Annotated in this window: 14 protein-coding genes and 1 riboswitch; of the genes, 3 read left to right on the plus strand and 11 right to left on the minus strand. The window is 63.9% G+C overall.

The window, feature by feature from the left end:
* Positions 1 to 5: 5 nt before the first annotated feature.
* Positions 6 to 533 (minus strand): 6,7-dimethyl-8-ribityllumazine synthase, encoded by a 528-nt coding sequence (locus LNV08_RS06840; RefSeq protein ID WP_414858689.1) that lies wholly within the window; start codon positions 531 to 533, stop codon positions 6 to 8.
* Between the two features lie 112 nt (positions 534 to 645).
* Positions 646 to 809: riboswitch (FMN riboswitch) on the minus strand.
* A 51-nt stretch (positions 810 to 860) separates the two neighbouring features.
* The gene (locus tag LNV08_RS06845; protein ID WP_263532919.1) at positions 861 to 5228 is read right to left on the minus strand and encodes a DEAD/DEAH box helicase; all 4368 of its coding nucleotides are present in this window, start codon (positions 5226 to 5228) and stop codon (positions 861 to 863) included.
* Between the two features lie 253 nt (positions 5229 to 5481).
* Here LNV08_RS06845 and LNV08_RS06850 point away from each other — a divergent pair, with 253 nt between their 5' ends.
* Together LNV08_RS06850 and LNV08_RS06855 are read left to right on the plus strand one after the other, a co-directional pair.
* Positions 5482 to 6270 (plus strand): MBL fold metallo-hydrolase, encoded by a 789-nt coding sequence (locus tag LNV08_RS06850; RefSeq protein WP_263532920.1) that lies wholly within the window; start codon positions 5482 to 5484, stop codon positions 6268 to 6270.
* A 307-nt stretch (positions 6271 to 6577) separates the two neighbouring features.
* Positions 6578 to 7012, plus strand: coding sequence for a pilin (locus LNV08_RS06855; protein ID WP_318014101.1), 435 nt, complete (start codon positions 6578 to 6580; stop codon positions 7010 to 7012).
* A gap of 140 nt (positions 7013 to 7152) precedes the next feature.
* Here LNV08_RS06855 and LNV08_RS06860 read toward each other — a convergent pair whose 3' ends face one another.
* From LNV08_RS06860 to LNV08_RS06870, 3 genes are read right to left on the minus strand one after another with little or no spacing between them, the layout of a single operon-like run.
* The gene (locus LNV08_RS06860) at positions 7153 to 8052 is read right to left on the minus strand and encodes an alpha/beta hydrolase (protein ID WP_263532921.1); all 900 of its coding nucleotides are present in this window, start codon (positions 8050 to 8052) and stop codon (positions 7153 to 7155) included.
* Positions 8053 to 8071: 19 nt separating this feature from the next.
* On the minus strand, positions 8072 to 8908 hold the full coding sequence (locus LNV08_RS06865; protein ID WP_263532922.1) for an esterase/lipase family protein: 837 nt from the start codon (positions 8906 to 8908) through the stop codon (positions 8072 to 8074).
* A gap of 39 nt (positions 8909 to 8947) precedes the next feature.
* Positions 8948 to 10462 carry a wax ester/triacylglycerol synthase family O-acyltransferase gene (locus LNV08_RS06870; protein WP_263532923.1) on the minus strand — a complete coding sequence of 505 codons (1515 nt, stop codon included), beginning with the start codon at positions 10460 to 10462 and terminating at the stop codon, positions 8948 to 8950.
* Positions 10463 to 10555: 93 nt separating this feature from the next.
* Between LNV08_RS06870 and LNV08_RS06875 the strand changes: the two genes are divergently transcribed.
* The gene (locus LNV08_RS06875) at positions 10556 to 11116 is read left to right on the plus strand and encodes a histidine phosphatase family protein (RefSeq protein WP_263532924.1); all 561 of its coding nucleotides are present in this window, start codon (positions 10556 to 10558) and stop codon (positions 11114 to 11116) included.
* Between the two features lie 3 nt (positions 11117 to 11119).
* Here LNV08_RS06875 and LNV08_RS06880 read toward each other — a convergent pair whose 3' ends face one another.
* Genes LNV08_RS06880 through LNV08_RS06905 form a run of 6 tightly spaced genes read right to left on the minus strand, consistent with a single transcriptional unit; the run spans position 11120 to position 20727 of the window.
* Positions 11120 to 11656 carry a GNAT family N-acetyltransferase gene (locus LNV08_RS06880; RefSeq protein WP_263532925.1) on the minus strand — a complete coding sequence of 179 codons (537 nt, stop codon included), beginning with the start codon at positions 11654 to 11656 and terminating at the stop codon, positions 11120 to 11122.
* 21 nt (positions 11657 to 11677) lie between these two features.
* Complete coding sequence (locus LNV08_RS06885; protein ID WP_263532926.1) at positions 11678 to 13486, minus strand: ABC transporter substrate-binding protein; 1809 nt, start codon at positions 13484 to 13486, stop codon at positions 11678 to 11680.
* Positions 13483 to 15288 (minus strand): ABC transporter substrate-binding protein, encoded by a 1806-nt coding sequence (locus LNV08_RS06890; RefSeq protein ID WP_263532927.1) that lies wholly within the window; start codon positions 15286 to 15288, stop codon positions 13483 to 13485. Before LNV08_RS06890 ends, LNV08_RS06885 begins: the two co-directional genes overlap by 4 nt.
* Positions 15285 to 17084, minus strand: a complete 1800-nt coding sequence (locus LNV08_RS06895) for an ABC transporter substrate-binding protein (protein WP_263532928.1) — start codon at positions 17082 to 17084, stop codon at positions 15285 to 15287. The genes LNV08_RS06890 and LNV08_RS06895 overlap by 4 nt, the downstream gene beginning before the upstream one ends.
* Complete coding sequence (locus tag LNV08_RS06900) at positions 17081 to 18907, minus strand: ABC transporter substrate-binding protein (protein WP_263532929.1); 1827 nt, start codon at positions 18905 to 18907, stop codon at positions 17081 to 17083. Before LNV08_RS06900 ends, LNV08_RS06895 begins: the two co-directional genes overlap by 4 nt.
* Positions 18904 to 20727, minus strand: a complete 1824-nt coding sequence (locus LNV08_RS06905; RefSeq protein ID WP_263532930.1) for an ABC transporter substrate-binding protein — start codon at positions 20725 to 20727, stop codon at positions 18904 to 18906. Before LNV08_RS06905 ends, LNV08_RS06900 begins: the two co-directional genes overlap by 4 nt.
* Between the last annotated feature and the right edge of the window lie 10 nt (positions 20728 to 20737).

The following is a 20737-nucleotide window of genomic DNA, read 5'->3' on the forward strand; positions in this document are numbered from 1 at the left end:
GGCGATCAGGCCGCCAACAAGTCCTTCAGCGCCAATCGGGCGCCCAAGGTCTGCATGCAGGCCTGCGCCAGCTCCCGGCCCTTCTTGACGAAATGCTCGCTGAAGTAACGCCGGTGTTCATCGTGCTCGTGAAAGTGATGTGGCGTCAGCACGGCCGAGAACACCGGTACGCCGCTGTCCAGTTGCACGCGCATCAGGCCGTCGATGACCGCCGTGGCGACAAAGTCATGACGGTAAATGCCGCCGTCGACAACCAGGCCGCAGGCCAGGATCGCATCAAAACGCCCGCTGGCGGCCAGTGTCTGCGCATGCAGCGGGATCTCGAAGGCGCCGGGCACCTCGAAGCATTCGATCCGGTCGGGCGGCAGGCCATGGGCTTGCAACTCGGCCAGACAGGCCTCGCGGGATTGACCGACGATGTCGGCATGCCAGCCCGCCGAAATGATGGCGATGCGGGTGGACGGCGCATGGGCCGCAAAACGGCCCATATGGCCGCCGGGAGTGCTGATATTGCTATTGAATCGCTGATTCATGGTGGACCTTCCATAGGTTTGACACATAAATCAGGGCAAGCGCGCGAAGGCGAACGCAGCGGCTCCGCTGCGGCTTCTTCGAGAAAAAGTCACAACGGCGTTGCTGTATTCATCGCGATCTCTTTCATCCGGACTGTGACCGTCGGCTCTGGCATCGCACCAGATCTGCTGACCCCGCTTTGGCGCTTTTGATGCTCCGCTGCGGGCGCTCGCGGGCTCTCATGCCGAAACATGAATACCGCCGGTGGGGAATTTCACCCCGCCCTGAGAACGCTGCCCCATCTTTTCGGATGAGGCGCCGCGATTCTAGTTGCCTCTGCCTGGGGTTCAGCCCCGCAGCAAGGCCGCCAGCGCCTGTGCGTCCAGCACCGTCGCTTCCTCCTGCCCTTCCAGAATGCCGTCGGCCAGGCCGCGTTTGTCGCGGTGCAGGTCGATGATGCGCTCCTCGACCGAGCCGGCCGTGACCAGGCGGTAAACGGTCACCGGGCGCTTCTGGCCCATGCGGTGCGCGCGTCCGGTGGCCTGGTCTTCGGCGGCCGGGTTCCACCAGGGGTCGACGATCAAGACATAGTCGGCCATGGTCAGATTGAGGCCAAAACCGCCGGCCTTCAGGCTGATCAAAAAGACCTCGCCCTCGCCGCGCTGAAAGGCGGCCACGCGTTTGGTGCGCTCCGCCGCCGGCGTGCTGCCGTCCAGGTATTGGTACTTGACCCCCATGCTGTCGAGGCGCTCGGCCAGGATTTTCAAAAAGTCGGTGAACTGGCTGAACACCAAGGCCTTGTGCGAGCCGTCGACCAGCTCGCGCACGATGCGCTCGAACTCGCCTAACTTCGAACCCACCAGCCCAAGCTCTGGCGCCACCAGACGCGGGTCGCAGGCGGCGCGGCGCAGTCGCATCAGCTCGGCCAGCACCTGCATAGGCGCGGCTTGACCATTCTTGGCGGCGCTGGCCACCGCGTCCTGGGCCGAGCGGCGCAGCGCTTCCAGAAAGCTCTTCTCTTCGCTGCTGGGCTGCACCAGGTGAACGATTTCGGTGCGGGCCGGCAAGTCTTGCAGCACTTGCGTCTTGGTCCGGCGCAGCAAGAACGGCGAGACCAGGCGGCGCAGGCGCTGGCGGGCCGGCGCGTCCTGGTGCTTCTCGATCGGCGTGGCGAAGCGCTCGCTGAACTGCGCCGCGCTACCCAAGAGGCCGGGGTTGATCAGATTCATGATGGACCACAGATCGGCCAGTCGGTTCTCGACCGGCGTGCCCGACAGCGCCAGGCGGAAATCGGCCTTGAACTCGGCCACCGATTTGGCGCGCTTGGTGGCGGCGTTCTTGAGCGCCTGCGCCTCGTCCATCACCAGCGTGGCCCATTGCTTGTTGGCGAACAATTCGCCATCAATCTGTGCCAGGGCATAACTGACCACCAGCACGTCACCGGGCCCGGCCGCTTCGATCAAGCCGGCACGGTCAGCAGGGTCAGAACTTTCGCCGTAGACCGTGGCCCGCAGGCCCGGCGCGAAAACAGCCGTTTCTTCCAGCCAGTTGCCACAGACCGAGGTCGGCGCCAGCACCAGCGCCGGCCCCAGCTCGGCGCGGTCTATCAGCAGAGCGAGGGTCTGCACCGTCTTGCCCAGGCCCATATCGTCGGCCAGGCAAGCGCCCAGGCCAGCTCGCGCCAGCCGCGTCATCCAGGCGAAACCCTCCATCTGATAGCTGCGCAATTCGGCTCGCAAGCCCGCCGGCAATGCGGGCTGCAAGGCGGCTGCGCCGGCCAGCGCGTCCATGCGGCTGTGCCAGGATTTGTCGCCGTCCACCGCCATATCGATCAAGGTCTCGTCCAGCCAAGAGGCCACCGCGTGCGGCAGCTGCAGCTGGTCTTTCTTGAGTTGGCCCAGCGCATCGAGGTCGCGCAGCTGCTGGCGCAGCTGCTCGCTCAGGGCCAGATACTCGCCCTCGCCCAGGCGCACAAAACGGCTGCGCGAGGCGCGCGCCAGCGTCAGCAGCTCTTGCAGGCCGATCACGCGGCCTTCGTCCAGCTGGGCCTCACCGTTCAGCCCCAGCCAGTCGCGCCCGCTGCTGACCTGCACCGTCAGGCTCTGGCTGGCCACCGGCGTCACGCGCAGCGGCTTGCCCTTGGGCCAATCGAGCGCGGCAATGCCGGGCAGGCCTGGCAAGACCTCGACCGCGCGCAGCGCTTCTTCCGCATCGGCCAGCATCCAGGGCGACTCCGGCCCCAGCTCGGGGTCGAGAAAAGGCAGGGCGTCGAGCACCGTCAGGCGCGCCGCATGCTCGGCGGCCAGGTCGCGCTCGGTCGCCAGGCTGACGCCCTCATGCATGCACATCAGCCGCGCGCGGCCCTGGCCCGGCGTGACGGCGGGCCCAAAGCCGCCGAATGGTTGCGCCACCAATTGCAGCTGCAGGCCGTCGCCGAGCGGGAACAGGCGCGCGCGCAAGCGGCTGTCACCGGCCACCATCTGGCCGGCCTCGGCATCGCTGTGCAGTTGGAACAGGCCGCTCAAGACTTGCAGCGCGGCGCCTAACTCGGCCGTGGCACTGACCGGCACTGCCCAGCCCTGCGCCACCAATTCGGCTACGCGTTTTTGCGCGCTGCTGACGCGGATCAGCCGCGCGCGCTGTGGGCCGTCGCGCAGGATGCGCAGCGAATCGCGCCGCGCGGCTTCCGCCTCATGGTTGCTGCCGAAATAGCCGAACAGGCGTGGCGGCTCGATACCGACCAGGGCCGGGTGAATACGGAATTCGAATTGCTCTTCGCCCGTCTCTTGACCGGCCTCGTCCTTGCGTGGGCGTTTCAGAACCTCCAGCTCCGGTTGCGCCTCAACCAGCTCAACCCATTGGCCCGGCGCGTCGGCAAACATCAGCGCCGGGTGGCCGATCAGGGCCACCGCCGCCTGCGGGCCGTCGATCTGAAAGCTGTTGACACCGCCATAAGGGCTGCGCTCGATATGGCGCAGCACCGCGTTGTCGCGCGCATCGGCGGCGCCGCTCTTCTTCAGCTTGGTCAGGGTGATGGGTTTGAGCTTGGCCACACCGCGCGCGCTCACGCTGCGCTCCAGCGGCTCCACGTCTTGCACGCGGCCCTGGGCGTCGAGGGTGAGCTGCCAGGCCAGCTCGGTCGTGCTGCCGGCCGGCTTGGTGAGGGCTTTTTCGTCGCCCAGCGAGGTGATGGCGGCGAGCGCGTCGCGCCAGGCCTCACGCGGTGCACTCAAGAAACTAGCCGGCGCTCTTTTACCCTGCAAATTCAGCGTTATGACACCCATCTCCAAGCGCTCGGCGGCGGCCGCTAGCCAGCTGGCCAGCCAGAGCTGACCACTGCTTTGCAGGCGTTGCACCAGAGCTTGCACGGCGGGGGGCTCCCAGCCCTGCGCCGCCTTGCCGGCCCAGGCGGCGAGCAGTAAACGCTCGGCCGCAGGACCCAAGCTGTGCTCGCGCGACTCCAGCGCCGGTAGGTAGGCCAGGCAGTTTTCGTCCAGGCTGTCTTCGCCCAAGCGGGTGCCGATCACATGGGCCCAGCGGCCCCAGCCTTCATAGGGCGATGGGCTGCGCGAGCCCGATTCGCCGATGCAGAATTTGCGCGCTGCCGTCCAAGCCTTGGGGTCATCTTGCGCCAGCAAGCACATCACATAGATGCGCGCCATATCGGGGTCCAGCGCGTCGCGGCGTGCACCTGTGGCCTTGCGGATATCCTTGATGGCCGCTTCGAAGGCCATCACCGCCGGCGCCCACTCACCGCGCGCGGCCAGCTCGGCGCCTTCAAACATCGCCATGCTGGGGCCACTCAAGCCTTGCAGCAAATCGCGCATGCCCGCAAAGTCCAGCGCCTGCGCGCGCGCCTCGGCCAGCTGCGCGCGCAAGCCCGGCGCCACCGACAGCGGCTCGGCCTTGAAGCGACCTTCCAGCCAATGCGACATCAGCTTGGCGCGCGGGTCGGTGGAGGGCAGCAAGCTCATCGCCTGGCCCAGCAAGCCGGCGCGCAGGTCAGCCGCCATGCGGTCCAGCATCAGCGGCATCCAGGGCTGGGTCAGCGCGTCCAGCAAAAGCATGGGGTCGCCGTGCAACTCCATCAGCGGGCCCTTGAGGCTCTTCTCAAAGTCGGCCCGGCTGACGCCGGAAAAAATATACAGGCGCAACATCGCCAGCATCTCGGCGCGCGAGCGAAAGCTGATCCAGCCGATTTCGCGCCGCACATCGCCATAGCCGCCGCCCAAGACCCAGGCCAGTCGGCGCCAGTAGCTCGGCAATTGCGGTGGTTCCTCGCGCAGCAGCAGAAGCTGCATGCGGTCGCTGTGTTCACGCGGGTCCAGCACAAAGCCATGGCCCGGTACCTGCTCGACCAAGCCACGGCGCAGCAGAGACTGCAGGCATTGCGCCGTTTGGCTCAGTTCAAACGGCAGGCCCCGCGCTCGGTCGACAGCGCCGCTGGCCTGCAGCCATTGCTGCACACCCTGCGCACCGCGCGTGCCGCCGCTGAGCAGCAGCGCGTCAAACACCTGTTGCTCATCGTCGGCATGCAAGGGCGGCGACGCTGGCTTGTTGGTTTTGGCGCCGCCAGAGGGGGCAGACTTGCTGTTCATGATTTCGGCTTTGATATGACGCGCTTTGGCCAGCAACTCCTCCTTGTTTTGTGACACCAGTCCGGCGATGGAGGCCGGGCGCGCATCAAAACTCGGGGGAGGAATCTTCTTGGCCATATTGCATTGGAGAGCGAAGCGCGCAGTATGCCTACCCGCGCGGCCCCAAGCGCTTGTCGGGCAAGCGGGGTCTGCTCTGTGATGCAAGTCACGCGTCCCGCTCCCCAGCCCGCTCGGGGCTCAAATGCGCACACAAAGCCGGTAATGCTCACTTGCTTTAGCCGCTGGGCACCGTACATTGCAGTCAAGCGCCGGATCTGTTCTCTCAAGGCTCCACCTGCAGCGGCGCAAAAATCTAATTTCGATCCACCCCATGAAAATACGCGTCCTTGGTTGCTCCGGTGCAATTGCGTCCGGTTACAAGACCACCGCCTTTTTGCTGGACGACTGCATCTTGATCGACGCCGGTACCGGTGTCGGTGATTTGCCGCTAGAAGCAATGGCGCGAATTGACCATATCTTGGTCAGTCACTCGCACTTGGACCATGTGTTGGCGATCCCGCTGATGGCCGATGCGGTGCTGCGCATGCGCGAGGTCGCCGGGCGGCCACCGATCCAGATCCACGCGCTGCCAGAGACCTTGGACGCCTTGCGCCGGCATATTTTCAATGGCGTCATCTGGCCCGACTTCACCCGCCTGCCCAGCGCGGCGCATCCGGTGCTGAGCCTGCACCCCTTCGAGCTGGGCCAGCGCTTGATGCTGCGGGGGGCTGATGAGAAAACACGCGAGATTGAGGTCATCACCGCCGCGCACACGGTGCCTGCGGTTGGCTTTGCGGTCAGCGGCGCCCAGGGTAACTGGGTCTTCACAGGGGATACCGGCCCCAACCCGCTGCTTTGGCAGCGTTTGGCCGACATGCCGCTGGCGCATTTGGTGATAGAAACCGCGTTTGGCGATGACGAGCAGCGCCTCGCCCAGGTCAGCCGCCATTTATGCCCTTCGGCATTGAGTTTGGAGCTGGCCCAGTTGGGCGGCAGCGTCGAGGTGCATATCACCCACATCAAGCCGGGCGAAGACGAAGCCGTGATGGGGGCCGTCTCCGCACTGGCCACGCCGCACCGCATCAGCGCGCTGAAGGCGGGGGATGAGATGGTGTTTTAGGTCCTCCAGTAGCAAGCCCTGTGTTGGCTTGTGCGGCAGTTGAACTAAAAGCGCCTACCCGGGCGCTTTTTGTTTTTTCCAAGGCGAATGGCTGAGCAAGCTGGAGCTGACAAAAAACGTCACATTGACACCTCGCCGACAGAATTGCGCCCACTGAAGTGACCATTTTTGTCAGTTGCCTGGCGCGCCCACCGGGTCAAGCGTGAGAAAGCACACGGAAACTCCGGTAAAAATACCTGGCATGACCCCTGCATTCAGGGGGGTAGCCTCTACCCCTTTTCAACACCCCCTCTGCAGGAGTCCCATCATGAACATGAAGCGCGTACAACAAGGTTTCACCCTGATCGAACTGATGATCGTCGTGGCGATTATTGGTATTTTGGCTGCGGTGGCGATTCCGCAATATCGCGATTACACGTCGAAGTCCAAAGCTGCGTCCGGTTTGTCTAGCCTGAATGCATACAAGCAAGCGGTGTCCATCTGTGCTCAAGAGACAAGTACGCTCACCGGATGCAATTTGGGCACGAATGGCATCCCTGCCACGATGGCAACCCCATTGATCAGCTCGGTCGCGATCACCGACGGAGTGATTACCGCAGCCGTGCCAGCCAATGCGATGGGCAATACTGCAGCGGGTTCAATCATCCTGACACCAACGTCTGGCGCCGCATCGATTACTTGGGCCATCACATCAACAGGCATGCCATCAGCCGTTTCCACCGCTTTAGCTAAGAACAACTGATACGTCTATTCATGCAGGTATTCGCCCGGTAACTTGAAACGAGGCAAGGAACTCCAACACCTCCACCGGGCCAAACCGAGCCCCAAAAAGCGCCCTTACCGGCGCTTTTTTATTGAGCAAGGCAAAACTAAAGCGATGGTCTATGCATCAGTTAAGCCGCCCGACTCCGCCACGCTCCTGATCCCCGCCACAAACCTCGGCCACAACTGCTCCGGCAAGTCATGGCCCATGCCTTCTATGATGTCCAGCCGGGCGCCAGCAATCCGCCGCACCAGATCATGCGCGGCGGCAACCGGTATCAGCGGGTCTTTGTCACCGTGTTGAACCAGGGTCGGCGTCTTGATGCGGCCGAGTTGGCCGGCGCGGTGGGTGTCGGCGGCGATGGCCGCGAGTTGGCGCAAGACGCCGCGTGGGCGGTTGCTGCGCCGCAGCGAGGCCGAGATGCGCTGGCGCAGTTCGGCCTCGGGTGCCGGGTAGGCGGGGCTGCCGATCAGACGGAACAGCCTGTAAGTGCGCTCGGCCACGGCCGCAAAGTCATGCGGGTCGCTGGGCCGGCTGAGCAAGGCGCCGCGCACGCGCATCGATGGGCCGGGCAGCCTGTGGCTGCCGCTGCTGGTCATCATCAAGGTCAGACTTTTGACCCGTTCGGGGGCGAGTAGCGCCAACTGCTGGGCGATCATGCCGCCCATCGAAGCGCCGCAAACATGGGCTCGGCGCAGCCCCAAAGCATCCAGCACCCCCAAGGCGTCGCGCGCCATATCGGCCAGGCTGTAGGGGCTGCGCACCGGCAGACGCAAGAGATGCTGAACCGAGGCGATGGCGATATTGGGCACGCCCAGCTGATCGAGGTGCTGGCTCAGGCCGGCGTCACGGTTGTCAAAACGGATGACCCGGAAGCCGGCCGCCAGCAGCTGCTGCACCAGGCCTTGCGGCCAAGCCACCAACTGCATCCCCAAGCCCATGATCATCAACAAAGGTTCGGCGTCGGCCGGGCCCTGATCGTCGACTTCAAACCTCAAGCCATTGGCGGAAATTTGCATATTGAATGAAGAAATCGGCTCAGATCGGCATGCGGTAAAACCAGCGCTTGGCGCCCTGCGGCTCAAACGCCGCCCAATGTTGCGGGTCTTGCGTGAGCCGGTCCGCCAACGCAAACAGCGCCAAGGGGTTCAGCCCCAGGCCCAGATGGCTGGCATGCACCTCGATGTTCTCGCTGTGGCCCACCGACGGGTCGGGCTCGATGACGCTGCAGCGCCAGGAAACGATGCCGTCGCTGCGCGAGTAGATCGAGGTCGTGGGCACCGGCGGCGTCTTGCGGATCTGCGCCAGCATCTGCGGGTCACCAACGTGCCGCCCATTCATCAGCTCGAAAAAGCGCCAGGCATTGGTGGCCCTGGGGTGGCCGGTGAAGGGCGTGCCCAGCGTGACCACGCAGCGCGTGTGGTCGGGCAGCTCCTTGGCCAACTCGCGCGCATAGATGCCGCCCAAACTCCAGCCGACCAGGCTCACCGGCCGCGCATGACGCTTGAACAGGGCCTTGACGTCGGCGCTGCATTGCTCCAACACGCCGTGGCGCGGGCCGAAGTTGAAGCCTTGGTGCCAAGGGTGAGTCTCGTAACCCAGGCTGTCGAGAAAGCGCCGCAGCGGCTGGGTCGTCACATCATTGGCGCCCAGGCCGGGGAAGACGATCACCGGGTGCCCATCGCCCCGCGGCAGCTTGCGCAGCCAGGGCGTGGCCGCCAGCAGCGCCGCATATTCCCAGGGCGCGCGGCCCTCCAGCATCATCAAAAAAGCATTGGGCGCGGGGAAATCAGGCAGCAATGGGGTCGCTTCGTCGGGCGTGTTCGCCGAGGGGGCGGCAGATTTCTTCGGTGCGGGGCGAGAAGTGGATCGCATGCAGGCGGTGCAGAAAACTAAAAGGTGTCTCGCTGCATATTAGCGCTTGGGAGCGGCGCGCTTGCGCGCCGGCTTGGGCTTGGCGGCCTCCTGGGCCGAGGGCAGGGCCAAAAACTCCATGAACGCCGTCTCGATATAGGCCGCCAATGCGGCAGTCTCCGGCAGTGCTTGGCCGCAGGCCATGATGCCGATGTCCAGCGAAGCATCAAAGGTCTGCACGGTGATGTTCAGCGCCATGCCGTGCACGATGATGGAGGCGGGGTAGTTGGTCAGCACGCGCGCGCCGGCCAGGTAGAGCGGCACGGTCGGCCCCGGCACATTGGAGATCACCAGATTGGCCACCACCGGCAGCTTGTCCGCCGCACGCAAGCGCCCATAGAGCAGCGCGCCGGCCTGCATCAGCCAGGGCACGCCGATCGAGGGGTAGTCGCTGGGCATCAAGTCCTTGACCTGATCCAGCTCGCTTTTCATCGCAGCGGATGCCGCCAAGACATGGGCGAGGCGCTTGGCCGGGTCGGCCAGATGGGTGCCCAGGCTGACCAAGCTCATCGTCGCCTGCGTGTTGGCGGTGGCGTCGCCCTTGGCCCGCATCGACACCGGCACCGCTGCCACCAGCGATTTGGGCGGCAGTGGCCCGAGCTTGGCGAACAAGCGCCGCAGCGCCCCGCCGCAGATGAAGAGCAGCGCGTCGTTGAGGCTGGCGCCATGCAGGCGCCTTGTTCGGTTCAGCGCCAGCAGTGGCAGGCTGACGGTCGAAAAGCTGCGCTCGGCCGACAAACTGGTGTTGAGCCTTGTGCGCGGCGCCAGGCCGACATTGCGGACCCGCTCGGCCTTGGCTTGCGCGCTGGGCGGCTCCGGGCTGAGCCAATCGTGCAAGCTGCTGCCGGCGGCGTCCAGCGCGGTGCGCGCAGCCATCATGCTGAGCGTGCCTGCGGCACCGGGCAGGGCCTTGGCCAGGCTGAGGGTTTGTTGCCACTGGTGTGCAATCGCGCCGCGCAACATGCCGGCCGCACCCAGCTGCACCCGCCGCGTCCTCACCGCCGGTAGCTTGCGGCCATGTGGGTGCGCGCTCAGATCCAGAATCACCTCGGCCAGCGCCACGGCCGCCTTACCGTCCACCGCCGCATGATGCAGCTGCGAATACAGGCCCACATATTGCTGCCCCTCGGGCCCCGGCTCCAGGCCCAGAAAGATATGGAACTTCCACAGCGGCAGGCTGCGATCCAGCAGCTGCGGATGCAGCAAGCTCACTTGTTGCTCCAGCGCCGCCACGCCGCTGCCGGGCGGCATCTCATAGCCGACGATATGCACATCCAAGTCCGGCTCGGCGTCCACCCAAGTCGGGTTGGCCAAGTTCAGCGGCATGCTTTCTAAGCGCCGGCGCAAGGCCGGCGCCAGCGGCAAACGGCTGGCCATATGCTCGCGCAGGTCTTGCAGATAGTCGCCGTCGTAATCGGCCGGCAGCTCCAGCACATGCAAGGCGCCGACATGCATAGGCATCTCGGCGGTTTCCAGGTGCAAGAAGGCGGCATCAAGGCCGGCGAGTTGTTTCATTGAAGGTGGTCCTTGCTTGCTGAAGACGGATGGGCTGCTTCATCGCTGCCGACTGAAAGCATACTCGCGTCCTTGCCTTGGAGAGCCGCGAAAATGTTGCTGATGCGCACCGCCCTTGTGTCCCTACTTTGCCTCTTGCCTGTGCCGGTGTGGTCTGAGCCAAGCCAAGTGCTGTTGGTCCGCCATGCCGAGCGAGCCCTGGAGCCAGCCGGCGACCCCGCCCTCAGCCCGGCCGGCCAGCAGCGTGCGCAAGCCTTGGCCGCAGCGCTGACCCAGGCCGGAGTGACGGCCATCATCACGACCGAGTTCAGGCGCAGCGCTGAAACAGCCGCGGCACTGGCAGCACAGCTGGGCATCAGGCCGCAGGTGATTCCCGCGCGTGGGCGTGACGCGGCCGCCCATGTCGGCGCTGTCGCCGCAGCGATACGCGCTCAAAACGGCGCGGTCCTGGTGGTAGGCCACAGCAACACCTTGCCGGCGATCGCCGCCGCCTTGGGTGCTCCCCTTCTGCCGGACCTTTGCGAAAGCAGCTTCAGTCATTTTTGGGTATTGACGCCAAACGCTCAACTCGGTGTTGCGCCTGCATTGCTGCGCCTGCGCTACGGGGCTGCCGATGAAATGCCCAGCGCCGGCGCGGCGACGGGCTGCCAATAGGTCTTAGCCGCGCTGCCAATCTTCTCGCAGCAGGCCCAACACTTCGCTGTCCACATATTCGCCGCGCAGGAAAATAACACCGCGCAGGCAGCCCTCAAAGCGTAGCCCCGCCTTCTCGGCGATGCGGCGCGAGGCCGTGCTGCCCGGCGCGACGCCACAACAAACCCGATTGATGCTGAAGTTATCGAACAGATAGTTGACCAGCGCCTTGGCGGCCGCGCTGCCGTAGCCTTGCCCGCGCAAGGCGGGGTCGTGAATTGCCCAACCCAGTTCGCGCGCCGTGGCGTAACGGTGCGCGTGGAAATGCGATACATCACCGATCACCTTGCCGTCCTCGGCGCAGACCAGCAGTTTTTCCGAGTCATCGCTAGAAAAGCCGTCCTCGGCAAAGCGCTTGTGAATGGACCGGGGGCTGCCCATGCGGGTTGACTCGAACTCGCCGCGTTGCTCCATGGCCGCAGCCCGTTGGCAGAGCAGCGGCAGGTCGGCTTCGGTGACGTGGCGCAGGCTGATCTTCGGCGGCGATGCGGTGCTTTTCATGATGTCAGCCTCACTTGGGCGTTATGAATCGGCGATATCCACAAAACGCCAGCGATCGCGCGTGAACGGGTGGCGCAAGAAGCCTCGCACCGCTGCGCTGCACATATCGACGCGGACCGGGTAGTTGTGCGGGTGGTAGGGCAGGTAGGCCAGCATCAATCGTGTTGCCTGGTGCATCAGGGCCAAACGCTCGGGGCCATCGGGCAGCAGGCGCTGGCGCTCGTACAAGCGGTCGAAGGCGGCCAGCTGGAAGCGCGCATCGTTGGACTGCCCGGCGTTCGGCCCGTAGCCCATGCCGAGCAAGAAGTCGCCGTCGGGCGAGCCCAGGTCCCAGGTATAGCCCCAGATCATCAATTGCCCGGCCAGCGCTTTCTTGATCAGTTCGCCGAAGGTGGCGGTCTCGAATTCCATGCGCAGACCGACGGCGTCCATGCGCTTTTTCCACAACTCATGCAAAGCCCGGTCCACCGCAGATTCACGGCCGGCGCGCTTCAAGGTCAAGGGGCTGCCGTCCGGGTGCAGACGGTAGCCTTCGGCGTCGCGTTTGTCATACCCAAACAAATCCAGCAGCGACTGCGCGCGCGCCAAGTCGGGCCGGCCGGCTTCGCTGCGCAAGTCCGGCTCGTGGCCATAGATCAGCGAGGGCAGCATGGACTGCGCGGGCAAGGCCTGACCGTGCAAGACCAGCCGCGTTTCCTCGGCGTTGTCATAGGCCAGCACGATGGCGCGGCGCAGCGCCACGCGCTCTGGCGTGTAGCCGCCGATTTGCGGGTCCTCCAGATTGAAGTAGCTGAAGGCGATGTCTGAGCCATGGGACTCATAGGCCTGCACCCCGCGCATTTGCAGGTTTGGCGCCAGTCTGCCGTTCGGCACGGCCAGGCGCGCGACGGCCGTGGGCATCTCCAGCAAGTCGAGGTCACCGCCGGCAAAGGCCAGCCAACGCGGCTGGCTCTCGGTGATGATGCTGATGTGGACCTCATCCAGCAGCGGCAGCCGCTTGCCGGCCAGGTAACCCCCCACTTGTTCGGCCTGTGCGTGGCCGGCAGGTGGGCCGACGCTGTCGAACACCTGCTCGCGAAAGTTCGGATTGCGCTCCAGCACGATCAGCGAGCTGCGCCGCCAGTTTTTCAGCCGGAACGGCCCGGTGCCCACCGGGTGCGCCGCGATGTCATCGCCATAGGTCTCGACCACCTCGCGGGCCACGGCGGAAGCGAAATTGGCGTTGGCAAAGAGATGCACAAAGCGCGGGTCGGGCTCGGCCAAGCGTACTTCGAAGCGGTAGCGATCGAGCGCGCGCAAGCCGGCTGCCGGCTTGTCGTAGTTGAACGGCTGTTTGCTCTTCAGCGCTTCGTTGCGGATCTCGGACAGGCCCAGAACCTTGGCCGTTTCAAACTGATAAAGATGCTCGGTCTTGATGCGCGGGTCGTAAAAGCGCTTGATGCTGAAGACATAGTCCTCGGCCACCAACTCCCGCCTTTTGCCCTTGAAGGCTGGGTCATCGCTGAAGAAGATGCCGGGCCGGATCGTGAAGATGAAATGCTTGTGGTCGGCCGATACCTCGGGCAGACCGGTCGCCGTCAGCGGCTTCAAGACCACCGGGCGGGCCAGGTAGTCATAGGTCAGTGGCGGCTCGAAGATATTGGAGGCCACCGTCACCGAGGTCTGGTCCGACACCTGTGGCAGGTCGAAGCCGACCTCGGCCGAGTTGAATGCGGTGCGCAGGATTTTCTTGCGACCCCTATCCCCCGCCAAGACCGGCGAATGCAGCCAGCAAGCGCCCGCCAGCGCCGCGCTCTGGGTCAGAAAACTTCGACGCCGAGCGGCTCTCACCGTGGCTGCCTCTGGTTCTCGTCAATGTCGACGAAATGCCAGAACTCATAGCGAAACAGCGGCCGGCGGTAGCCGATCAACCAAGGCTGGGCCATGTCATTGACGATGCGGTGCACATTGGTCTTCTCCGGCACGATGGCCGCCTGGATGCGCTTGGCTTGCAGGAACAGTGCTTCGCGCTCGGGGCCATCGGGCAAGACCTGCAATTGATCGTAGATGGCATCGAATTCGGCCGACCGGAAGCGCGCGTAGTTGCGCGCGCCGATGGCGGGGCTGTAAAAGCGCAGCATCTGGTCGATGCCATCGGGCGAGGTCGCGGTGTCGGCCAGTGTCCACAGCATCAGCTTGCCGGCGCGTGCCTGCTTCAACTGCTCCGGCCATTTGCCGTGGAAGAAGTTGCTGCGGATCTGCACATTGTTGAAGTTGCGCTTCCATAACTCGTCATATTGACGGGATAGCGCATCCGGCTGAGTCGCCACCTCGATCACCAAGGGTGAGCCGTCCGGCATATCGCGCCAGCCGTCGCCGTCTTTGTCGACATAGCCATACAGATCAAGCAGGGCCAGCGCGCGCGGCACATCGAAATCGCTGTTCGTGCTCTTGTAGCTCGTATCGAAGCCCGAGGTGTGCGGCACTATCATCGACTGAGCCGGTACCGCCTGGCCCCGCCGTACGCCGTTGATCTCGCGCTGGATATCGATGGCCAGCGAAATCGCCCGGCGCAGCGCAACCTTGTCGGCGCTGTAGCCGCCCAAGGTCTTGTCTTCCAGATTGAAGAAGGTGAAGGCGCTCTCGGCCCCCATCACGCGAAAGAGTTGAATGCCTTTCTTGGCCAAATTGGGCGCGACCTTGCCCTTGGGCAACGCAACATTGACAAACTCGGGCGGCACGCGGTCGAGAAAATCATGCTCGCCGCCGACAAAGCTGAGCCAGCGCGGCTGCGACTCTTCGATGATGGCGATCTCGACCCGGTCAATCATCGGGATGCGCCGGCCCTTGAAGCGGGCCAGCAAGGCCTGGCCTTCGGCATCGTCTGCGGCCGGTTCGGCCTCGTAATAGCGCTCACGATAAGCGGGGTTCTTCTCCAGCACGATGCGCGAACTGCGTCGCCAGTCCTTCAGCACAAAAGGCCCGGTGCCGACCGGGTGGGCCGTGATGTCGGCGCCGTAAGCTTCCACCACCTCGCGCGCCACCACGCCGCTGCGGCCGCTTTGCGCGAGGCCGAAGACAAAGCGCGGCCGGCTGTGCTTGAGCTTGAACTGCAGGGTGTAGCGGTCGAGTGCGCGCAGGCCTTCGATCTCGCGCTCGTAGTCAAAGGGCTTCTTTGACTTCAGTGCTTGCTCGCGCAGCTCGCCCAGGCCCAGCAGGCCCATTTCTTCGATGGCGTTCCAGGTCGGGCTCTTGGTTGCCGGGTCGGCAAAGCGCTTGAAGGTGTAGACATAGTCGGCCGCCACCAACTCGCGTGGCTTGCCCTTGAAGGCCGGGTCGTCGGTGAAGAAGATGCCGGGTTTGAGCTTGACCGTCCAAGTCTTGAAGTCGGCCGACACCTCGGGCAGGGCAGCCGCCGTCAGCGGCCTGAGCTTGGCCGGCTCGGCCAGATAGTCATAGGCGTATAGCGCCTCGAAGATATGCGAGGTGATGGTCTGCGAATAGGTGTCGCTGGTCTGCGCCGGGTCGAAGCCGGTCTCGGCGATCTGGAAGGCGTACTTGAGCACTTTGGGCGGTGCGGTACTTTCGCTTGCTTGCAGCGGCAAGCAAATCATCAGCAGTGCGGCTTGGGCGAATAAACGAGCTATCTTCACTGCGGCTTTCTCTTGCTTTCATCGACGTCTACATACTGCCACCAGTCCTGCCAGAACAGCGCGCGGCGGTAGCCGATCAGCCAGGGCTGGGCAAGGTCGGTGATGATGCGATGCACATGGGCTTTGCTGGGCATATAGGAGACGGCCAGGCGCTTGGCCTGCAGGAGCAAGGCCTCGCGCTCGGGTCCATCGGCCATGCCTTGCATCTGTTCGTAGAGTCGGTCGAACTCGGCGCTCTTGAAACGCGATAAATTCTGCCCATCGATGGCTGGGCCGTAGAGACGCTGGAAGGGCCCCAAGCCGTCAGGGTCGGAGGCGCTCGAGCCGAGGAACCAGATCATGTATTTGCCGCCGCGCGCGCTCTTCATGTTCTCTGGCCATTTGGCGGTCTTGAACTCGATCTTCAGACCAATGGCCCGCATATTCTTCAGCAGCAACTCGTCCATTTGACGGCTGGCATTGGTGGGCTCGGTATTGCGCACCAGCACCAATTTCTGACCATCGGGCTGCTCGCGCCAGCCATCGCCGTCGCGGTCAATATAGCCATAGAGATCGAGCAAGGCCTTGGCACGCACAGGGTCGTAGTCACCCATTTCGGATTTGAAGTCGGCGCTGTAGCCGGTCGTGTGCGGCACCACCTGGCTTTGTGCCGGGATCGCCTGGCCTCGCCGCACCATGCTGATTTCGCGCGGCACATCCATGCCCAAACTGATGGCTCGGCGCAGGGCGATCTTCTCGGGCGCCATGCCGCCAATAATCGGGTCCTCCATATTGAAGACGGTCAGCGAAGCATCCGGCCCGACGGTGCGAAAGGCCTGCACGCCGCGCTTGGCCAGATTCGGCGCCAACTTGCCGCCCGGCATGGCCTGGCTGATGAAGTCGGGCGGCACGCGTTCCAGAAAATCATGCTCGGCGTTCAGAAAAGCCAGCCAGCGCGGCTGCACCTCTTCGATGATGTCGACCTCGACGCGGTCCAGCATCGGCAAGCGCCGGCCTTTGAAATGCGCCAGCAAGGCCTGACCCTCTTTATCGTCCGCGCCCGGCTCGGCGTCGTAGAAGCGTTCGCGGTAATCGGGGTTGCGCAGCAATTCGATCTTGGAGCTGCGCCGCCATTGGCCAAGCTTGAATGGGCCGGTGCCGACCGGATGGTCGCTCAGCTTGTCGCCATAGGCCTCGACCACCTCGCGCGCGACCGCACCGACGATGTCGCTGCCGGTCATGATCATCTCGACCAAGCGCGGTCGGGCTTGCTCGACCCTGAACTGGATCGTGTAGCGGTCAAGTGCGCGCAAGCCTTCGATTTCATGGGCGTAATCAAACGGCTTCTTGCCCTTCACTGCCAGATCGCGTTGCGCCGCCAGACCCAGGAGGCCGGCCTCCTCGAAGGTGCTCCAACCGGGGCTCTTGTTGGCCGGGTCGGCAAAACGCTTGTAGCTGTAGACGAAATCATGCGCGGTCAATTCGCGCTGCTTGCCTTTGAAGGCGGGGTCGGCGGCGAAGTAGATGCCGGGCTTGATGCGCACCGTGAAGGTCTTGAAGTCGCTGGCCACCTCCGGCATCGCCGCGGCAACCAGCGGTGCCAGCTTGACCGGCCGGGCCAAGTGGTCATAGCGGTACAGCGACTCAAAAATCGCCGCCGTGATGGTGCGGGAATAGAGGTCGTCGATCTGCGCCGGATCGAAACCGGTCTCGGCGATTGGGAAGGCATAACGCAGGACTTTGGCGGGCTCGGTCGCCGAAACCAGCAGCGCATGCAGACCAATCAACAAAGCGATTGCGAGCTGAGCGGCTTTCATTGCGCGGCCCGCTTGCTCTCATCGATGTCCACATACTGCCACCAGTCCTGCCAGAACAGCGGGCGGCGGTAGCCCTGTACAGAGGCCTGCGCCATATCGGTCAGGATGCGGTGGGTGTGCTGCTTGTAAGGCATATAGGCGGTGGAAATGCGCTTGGCTTTGAGCAGCAGTGCCTCGCGCTCAGGGCCGTCTGCCATGGCGGCCATTTGATCGTAGAGCTTGTCGAACTCGGCCAGCTTGAAGCGCGCCAAGTTTTGCCCGCCGGTGGCCGGGCCATACAGGCGCTGCAAGGCGCTCTGCGCATCGGGCTGCGAGGCTGCGGACGCCACGCCCCAGATCATGAATTTGCCGCCGCGTGCGCTCTTCAGGTTCTCGGGCCATTTGGCCGTCTTGAATTGGGTTTTGATGCCGATGGCGCTGAGGTTCTTCTGCCACAGCTCGTCGAGCTGGCGCGAGGCATTGTCGGGCTGGGTATTGCGGATCAGCAGCAAGGGGCTGCCGTCAGGCAAGTCACGCCAGCCGTCGCCATCCGCGTCCACATAGCCGTACAGATCGAGCAAGGCCTTGGCGCGGGCCGGGTCATAGTCGCCGGTTTCGGATTTGTAGTCGGCCGAGTAGCCGGTGGTGTGCGGCACGATCGGGGACTGCGCTTGCACCGCCTGGCCGCGACGGACCAAGTTGATCTCGCGCGGCACATCAATCGCCAGGCTGATGGCGCGGCGCAGCGCAATCTTGGCCGGCTCCATGCCGCCCACAATCGGGTCATCCATATTGAAGGTCGTCAGGCCCACGTCCGGCCCCACGATGCGAAAGCCCTGCACACCCTTCTTGGCCAGATTCGGCGCGACCTTGCCATTGGGCATGGCCTGGCTGATGAACTCTGCCGGCACGCGCTCCAGAAAGTCTTTTTCGCCATTCAAGAAGGACAACCAGCGCGGCTGCACCTCTTCGATGATGGCGATCTCGACCCGGTCCAGCATCGGAATGCGCCGACCCTTGAATTTTTCTTGCATCGCCAAGCCTTCGGCATCGCCCGGCGAGGCCTCGGCGTCGTAGAAGCGCTCGCGGTAGTCGGGGTTTTTCTCCAGCACGATGCGTGAGCTGCGCCGCCACTCGCCCAACTTGAACGGCCCGGTGCCGACAGGGTGCTCGCCGACCTTGTCGCCGTAATGCTCGACCACCTCGCGGGCCAAGGCGCCGTAGAGGTCACTGCCGGTCAGAATGGTTTCGATCAAGCGTGGGCGCGGCTTGACCGTCTTGAATTGCAGGGTGTTGCGGTCCAGAGCCCGCAGGCCTTCGATCTCTTTGTCATAGTCAAAGGGCTTTTTACCGTCGAGCGCCTGCTTGCGCAAAGCGGTCAGCCCGACCAGATCGGCCTCTTCCAGCGAACTCCAGCCAGGGCTCTTCAGCGCCGGGTCCGCAAAGCGCTTGAAGCTGTAGACAAAGTCCTGCGCGGTCAGCTCGCGCTTTTTGCCCTTGAAGGCGGCGTCGTCGGCGAAGTAGATGCCGGGCTGGATCTTGATGGTGAAGCTGCGGAAGTCTTCTGACATCTCCGGCAGGGCCGCAGCCACCAAGGGCTTGATCTGTACCGGCCGCGCCAGATGGTCGTAGCGGTACAGCGCCTCGAAGATGCCGGCGGTGACGGTGCGCGAATAGATATCGCTGAGCTGAGAAGGGTCAAAGCCGGTCTCGGCGATCGGGAAGGCATAACGTAAAGCCTTGGCGGGTGGCGGCGTTACATCGGGCTCGGCCCGCACGGGCACTGCGAGCGCCGTCAGGCTTGCGCTCAATAAAAAAGTTAGTAGCTTCACGGTGTATTTCATTTGACTAAGCGCAGACGCTCATCGACGTCCACATATTCCCAAAAATTCAACCAAAACTGAGGCCGCCGATAACCGAGCAGCTGCGCGTGCGCCAGGTCGGTGATGATGCGGTGGCCGCGTGGGCGGTAGGGCGCATAAGCTGCGCCCAGGCGCTTCAACTCGGTGAACAGGGCCAGCCGTTCGGGCCCATCGGGCAAGGCGTTGGTTTGGTTGTACAGCTCATCGAGCGACTTCAAATTGATGCGCGCGTAATTTTGCCCGCCAATGCGCTCGCTGAAGAAAAAGCCCAGCGCATCTTGCCCGTCCGGCGCGGCGGCCGAACTGGCCAGCGACCAGATCTGGAACTTGCCGGCGCGCATGGCCTTGAGGTTCTCCGGCCATTTGGCGGTCTTGAACTGCACCTTGATGCCGATGGCGGCCTGTGACTTTTGCCAGATCTGGTCAATCTGGCGCTGGAACTGCTCGGGCGTGGTCAGGCTCTCCAGCACCAGCGGGCTGCCGTCGGGCTGCTCGCGAAAGCCGTCGCCGTCGCGGTCAATAAAGCCATACAGGTCCAGCAGCGCCTTGGCCTTGGCCGGGTCGTACTCGCCGCTCTCGCTCTTGAAACTGGCGTCATAGCCTGTCGTGTGCGGCAGCATGATGGACTGTGCGCTGATCGCCTGGCCGCGCCGCACGATGCGGATTTCGCGCTCCGAGTCGGTGCCCAGCGAGATGGCCCGGCGCAGCGCCACGCGCTCTGGGCTATAGCCGCCGACGACCGGGTCCTCCAGATTGAAGACGGTGAACAACACATCCGACGTCACGACGCGAAAACTCTGTATGCCTTTCTTGACCAAATTCGGGGCCAGCTTGCCACCCGGCATCGCCTGGTTGATGAAGTCCTCGGGCGTGCGGTCCAGCAGATCGAACTGCCCGTCCAAAAAGGACAGCCAGCGCGGCTGATTTTCTTCAATGATGGCGACCTCCACCCGGTCGATCATCGGGATGCGTCGGCCCTTGAAGCGCGCCAGCAAAGCCTGACCCTCGGCGTCGTCGGCGTTCGGTTCGGCATCGTAGTAACGCTCGCGGTAGCCGGGGTTTTTGTCCAGATTGATTTGCGAGCTGCGCCGCCAAGAGGCCAGCTGGAAGGGCCCGGTGCCGACCGGATGCTCGCTGCTGTGCTCCGGGTAGGCTTCGATCACCTCGCGCGCCACCGCGCCAAGCAGGCTCCCGTCGGCCAAATTCTGGTCAAAGCGCGGCCGGGATTTGCCCAGCTTGATCTGAAGGGTGTAGCGATCCAGCGCGCGCAAGCCTTCGATAGGCTTGTCGTAATCAAAGGGCTGCTTGCTCTTTTGTACTTGTGCGCGGTATTCGTTCAAGCCTAAGAGATGGTTCTCTTCCAGGCCGTCCCAGGTCGGGCTGTTGGTCGAAGGGTCGGCAAAACGCTTGAAGGAATAGACATAGTCGGCGGCGGTCAGCTCGCGCTTTTTGCCCTTGAAGGCCGGGTCGTCGGCAAAGTAGATGCCGGGCTGGATGCGAATCGTCCAGGTCTTGAAGTCGGCGCTGACCTCGGGCAGGGCGGCCGCCGTCAAGGGCTTGAGCTTGGCTGGCCGGGCCAGATGGTCATAGGTGTAGAGGCCTTCGAAGATATGCGAGGTGACGATGCGCGAATAGATGTCGGTGACCTTGGCCGGGTCAAAGCCGGTCTCGGAGACGCGAAAGGCATAGCGCAAGACCTTGGGGCTGGTGTCACTTACTTCGGAAGCGGCAAGACGCGCGCTGCCGAACAGGCATAGCAATAGCAGCAAGGCGCGGCAACGAAGGGAAAGATCTACGTTCATAAGGAGCAGA

The sequence above is a fragment of the Paucibacter sp. TC2R-5 genome (genome assembly GCF_025717605.1).
GTDB classification, from domain to species: domain Bacteria; phylum Pseudomonadota; class Gammaproteobacteria; order Burkholderiales; family Burkholderiaceae_C; genus Paucibacter_A; species Paucibacter_A albus.

Coding starts and splice junctions, on each gene's coding strand:
- LNV08_RS06870 (WP_263532923.1), bottom strand. CDS start 10,462: ATGAAACAACTCGCCGGCCTTGATGCCGCCTTCTTGCACCTGGAAACC.
- LNV08_RS06840 (WP_414858689.1), bottom strand. CDS start 533: ATGAATCAGCGATTCAATAGCAATATCAGCACTCCCGGCGGCCATATG.
- LNV08_RS06855 (WP_318014101.1), top strand. CDS start 6,578: ATGAACATGAAGCGCGTACAACAAGGTTTCACCCTGATCGAACTGATG.
- LNV08_RS06880 (WP_263532925.1), bottom strand. CDS start 11,656: ATGAAAAGCACCGCATCGCCGCCGAAGATCAGCCTGCGCCACGTCACC.
- LNV08_RS06845 (WP_263532919.1), bottom strand. CDS start 5,228: ATGGCCAAGAAGATTCCTCCCCCGAGTTTTGATGCGCGCCCGGCCTCC.
- LNV08_RS06905 (WP_263532930.1), bottom strand. CDS start 20,727: ATGAACGTAGATCTTTCCCTTCGTTGCCGCGCCTTGCTGCTATTGCTA.
- LNV08_RS06860 (WP_263532921.1), bottom strand. CDS start 8,052: ATGCAAATTTCCGCCAATGGCTTGAGGTTTGAAGTCGACGATCAGGGC.
- LNV08_RS06900 (WP_263532929.1), bottom strand. CDS start 18,907: ATGAAATACACCGTGAAGCTACTAACTTTTTTATTGAGCGCAAGCCTG.
- LNV08_RS06895 (WP_263532928.1), bottom strand. CDS start 17,084: ATGAAAGCCGCTCAGCTCGCAATCGCTTTGTTGATTGGTCTGCATGCG.
- LNV08_RS06875 (WP_263532924.1), top strand. CDS start 10,556: ATGTTGCTGATGCGCACCGCCCTTGTGTCCCTACTTTGCCTCTTGCCT.
- LNV08_RS06865 (WP_263532922.1), bottom strand. CDS start 8,908: ATGCGATCCACTTCTCGCCCCGCACCGAAGAAATCTGCCGCCCCCTCG.
- LNV08_RS06850 (WP_263532920.1), top strand. CDS start 5,482: ATGAAAATACGCGTCCTTGGTTGCTCCGGTGCAATTGCGTCCGGTTAC.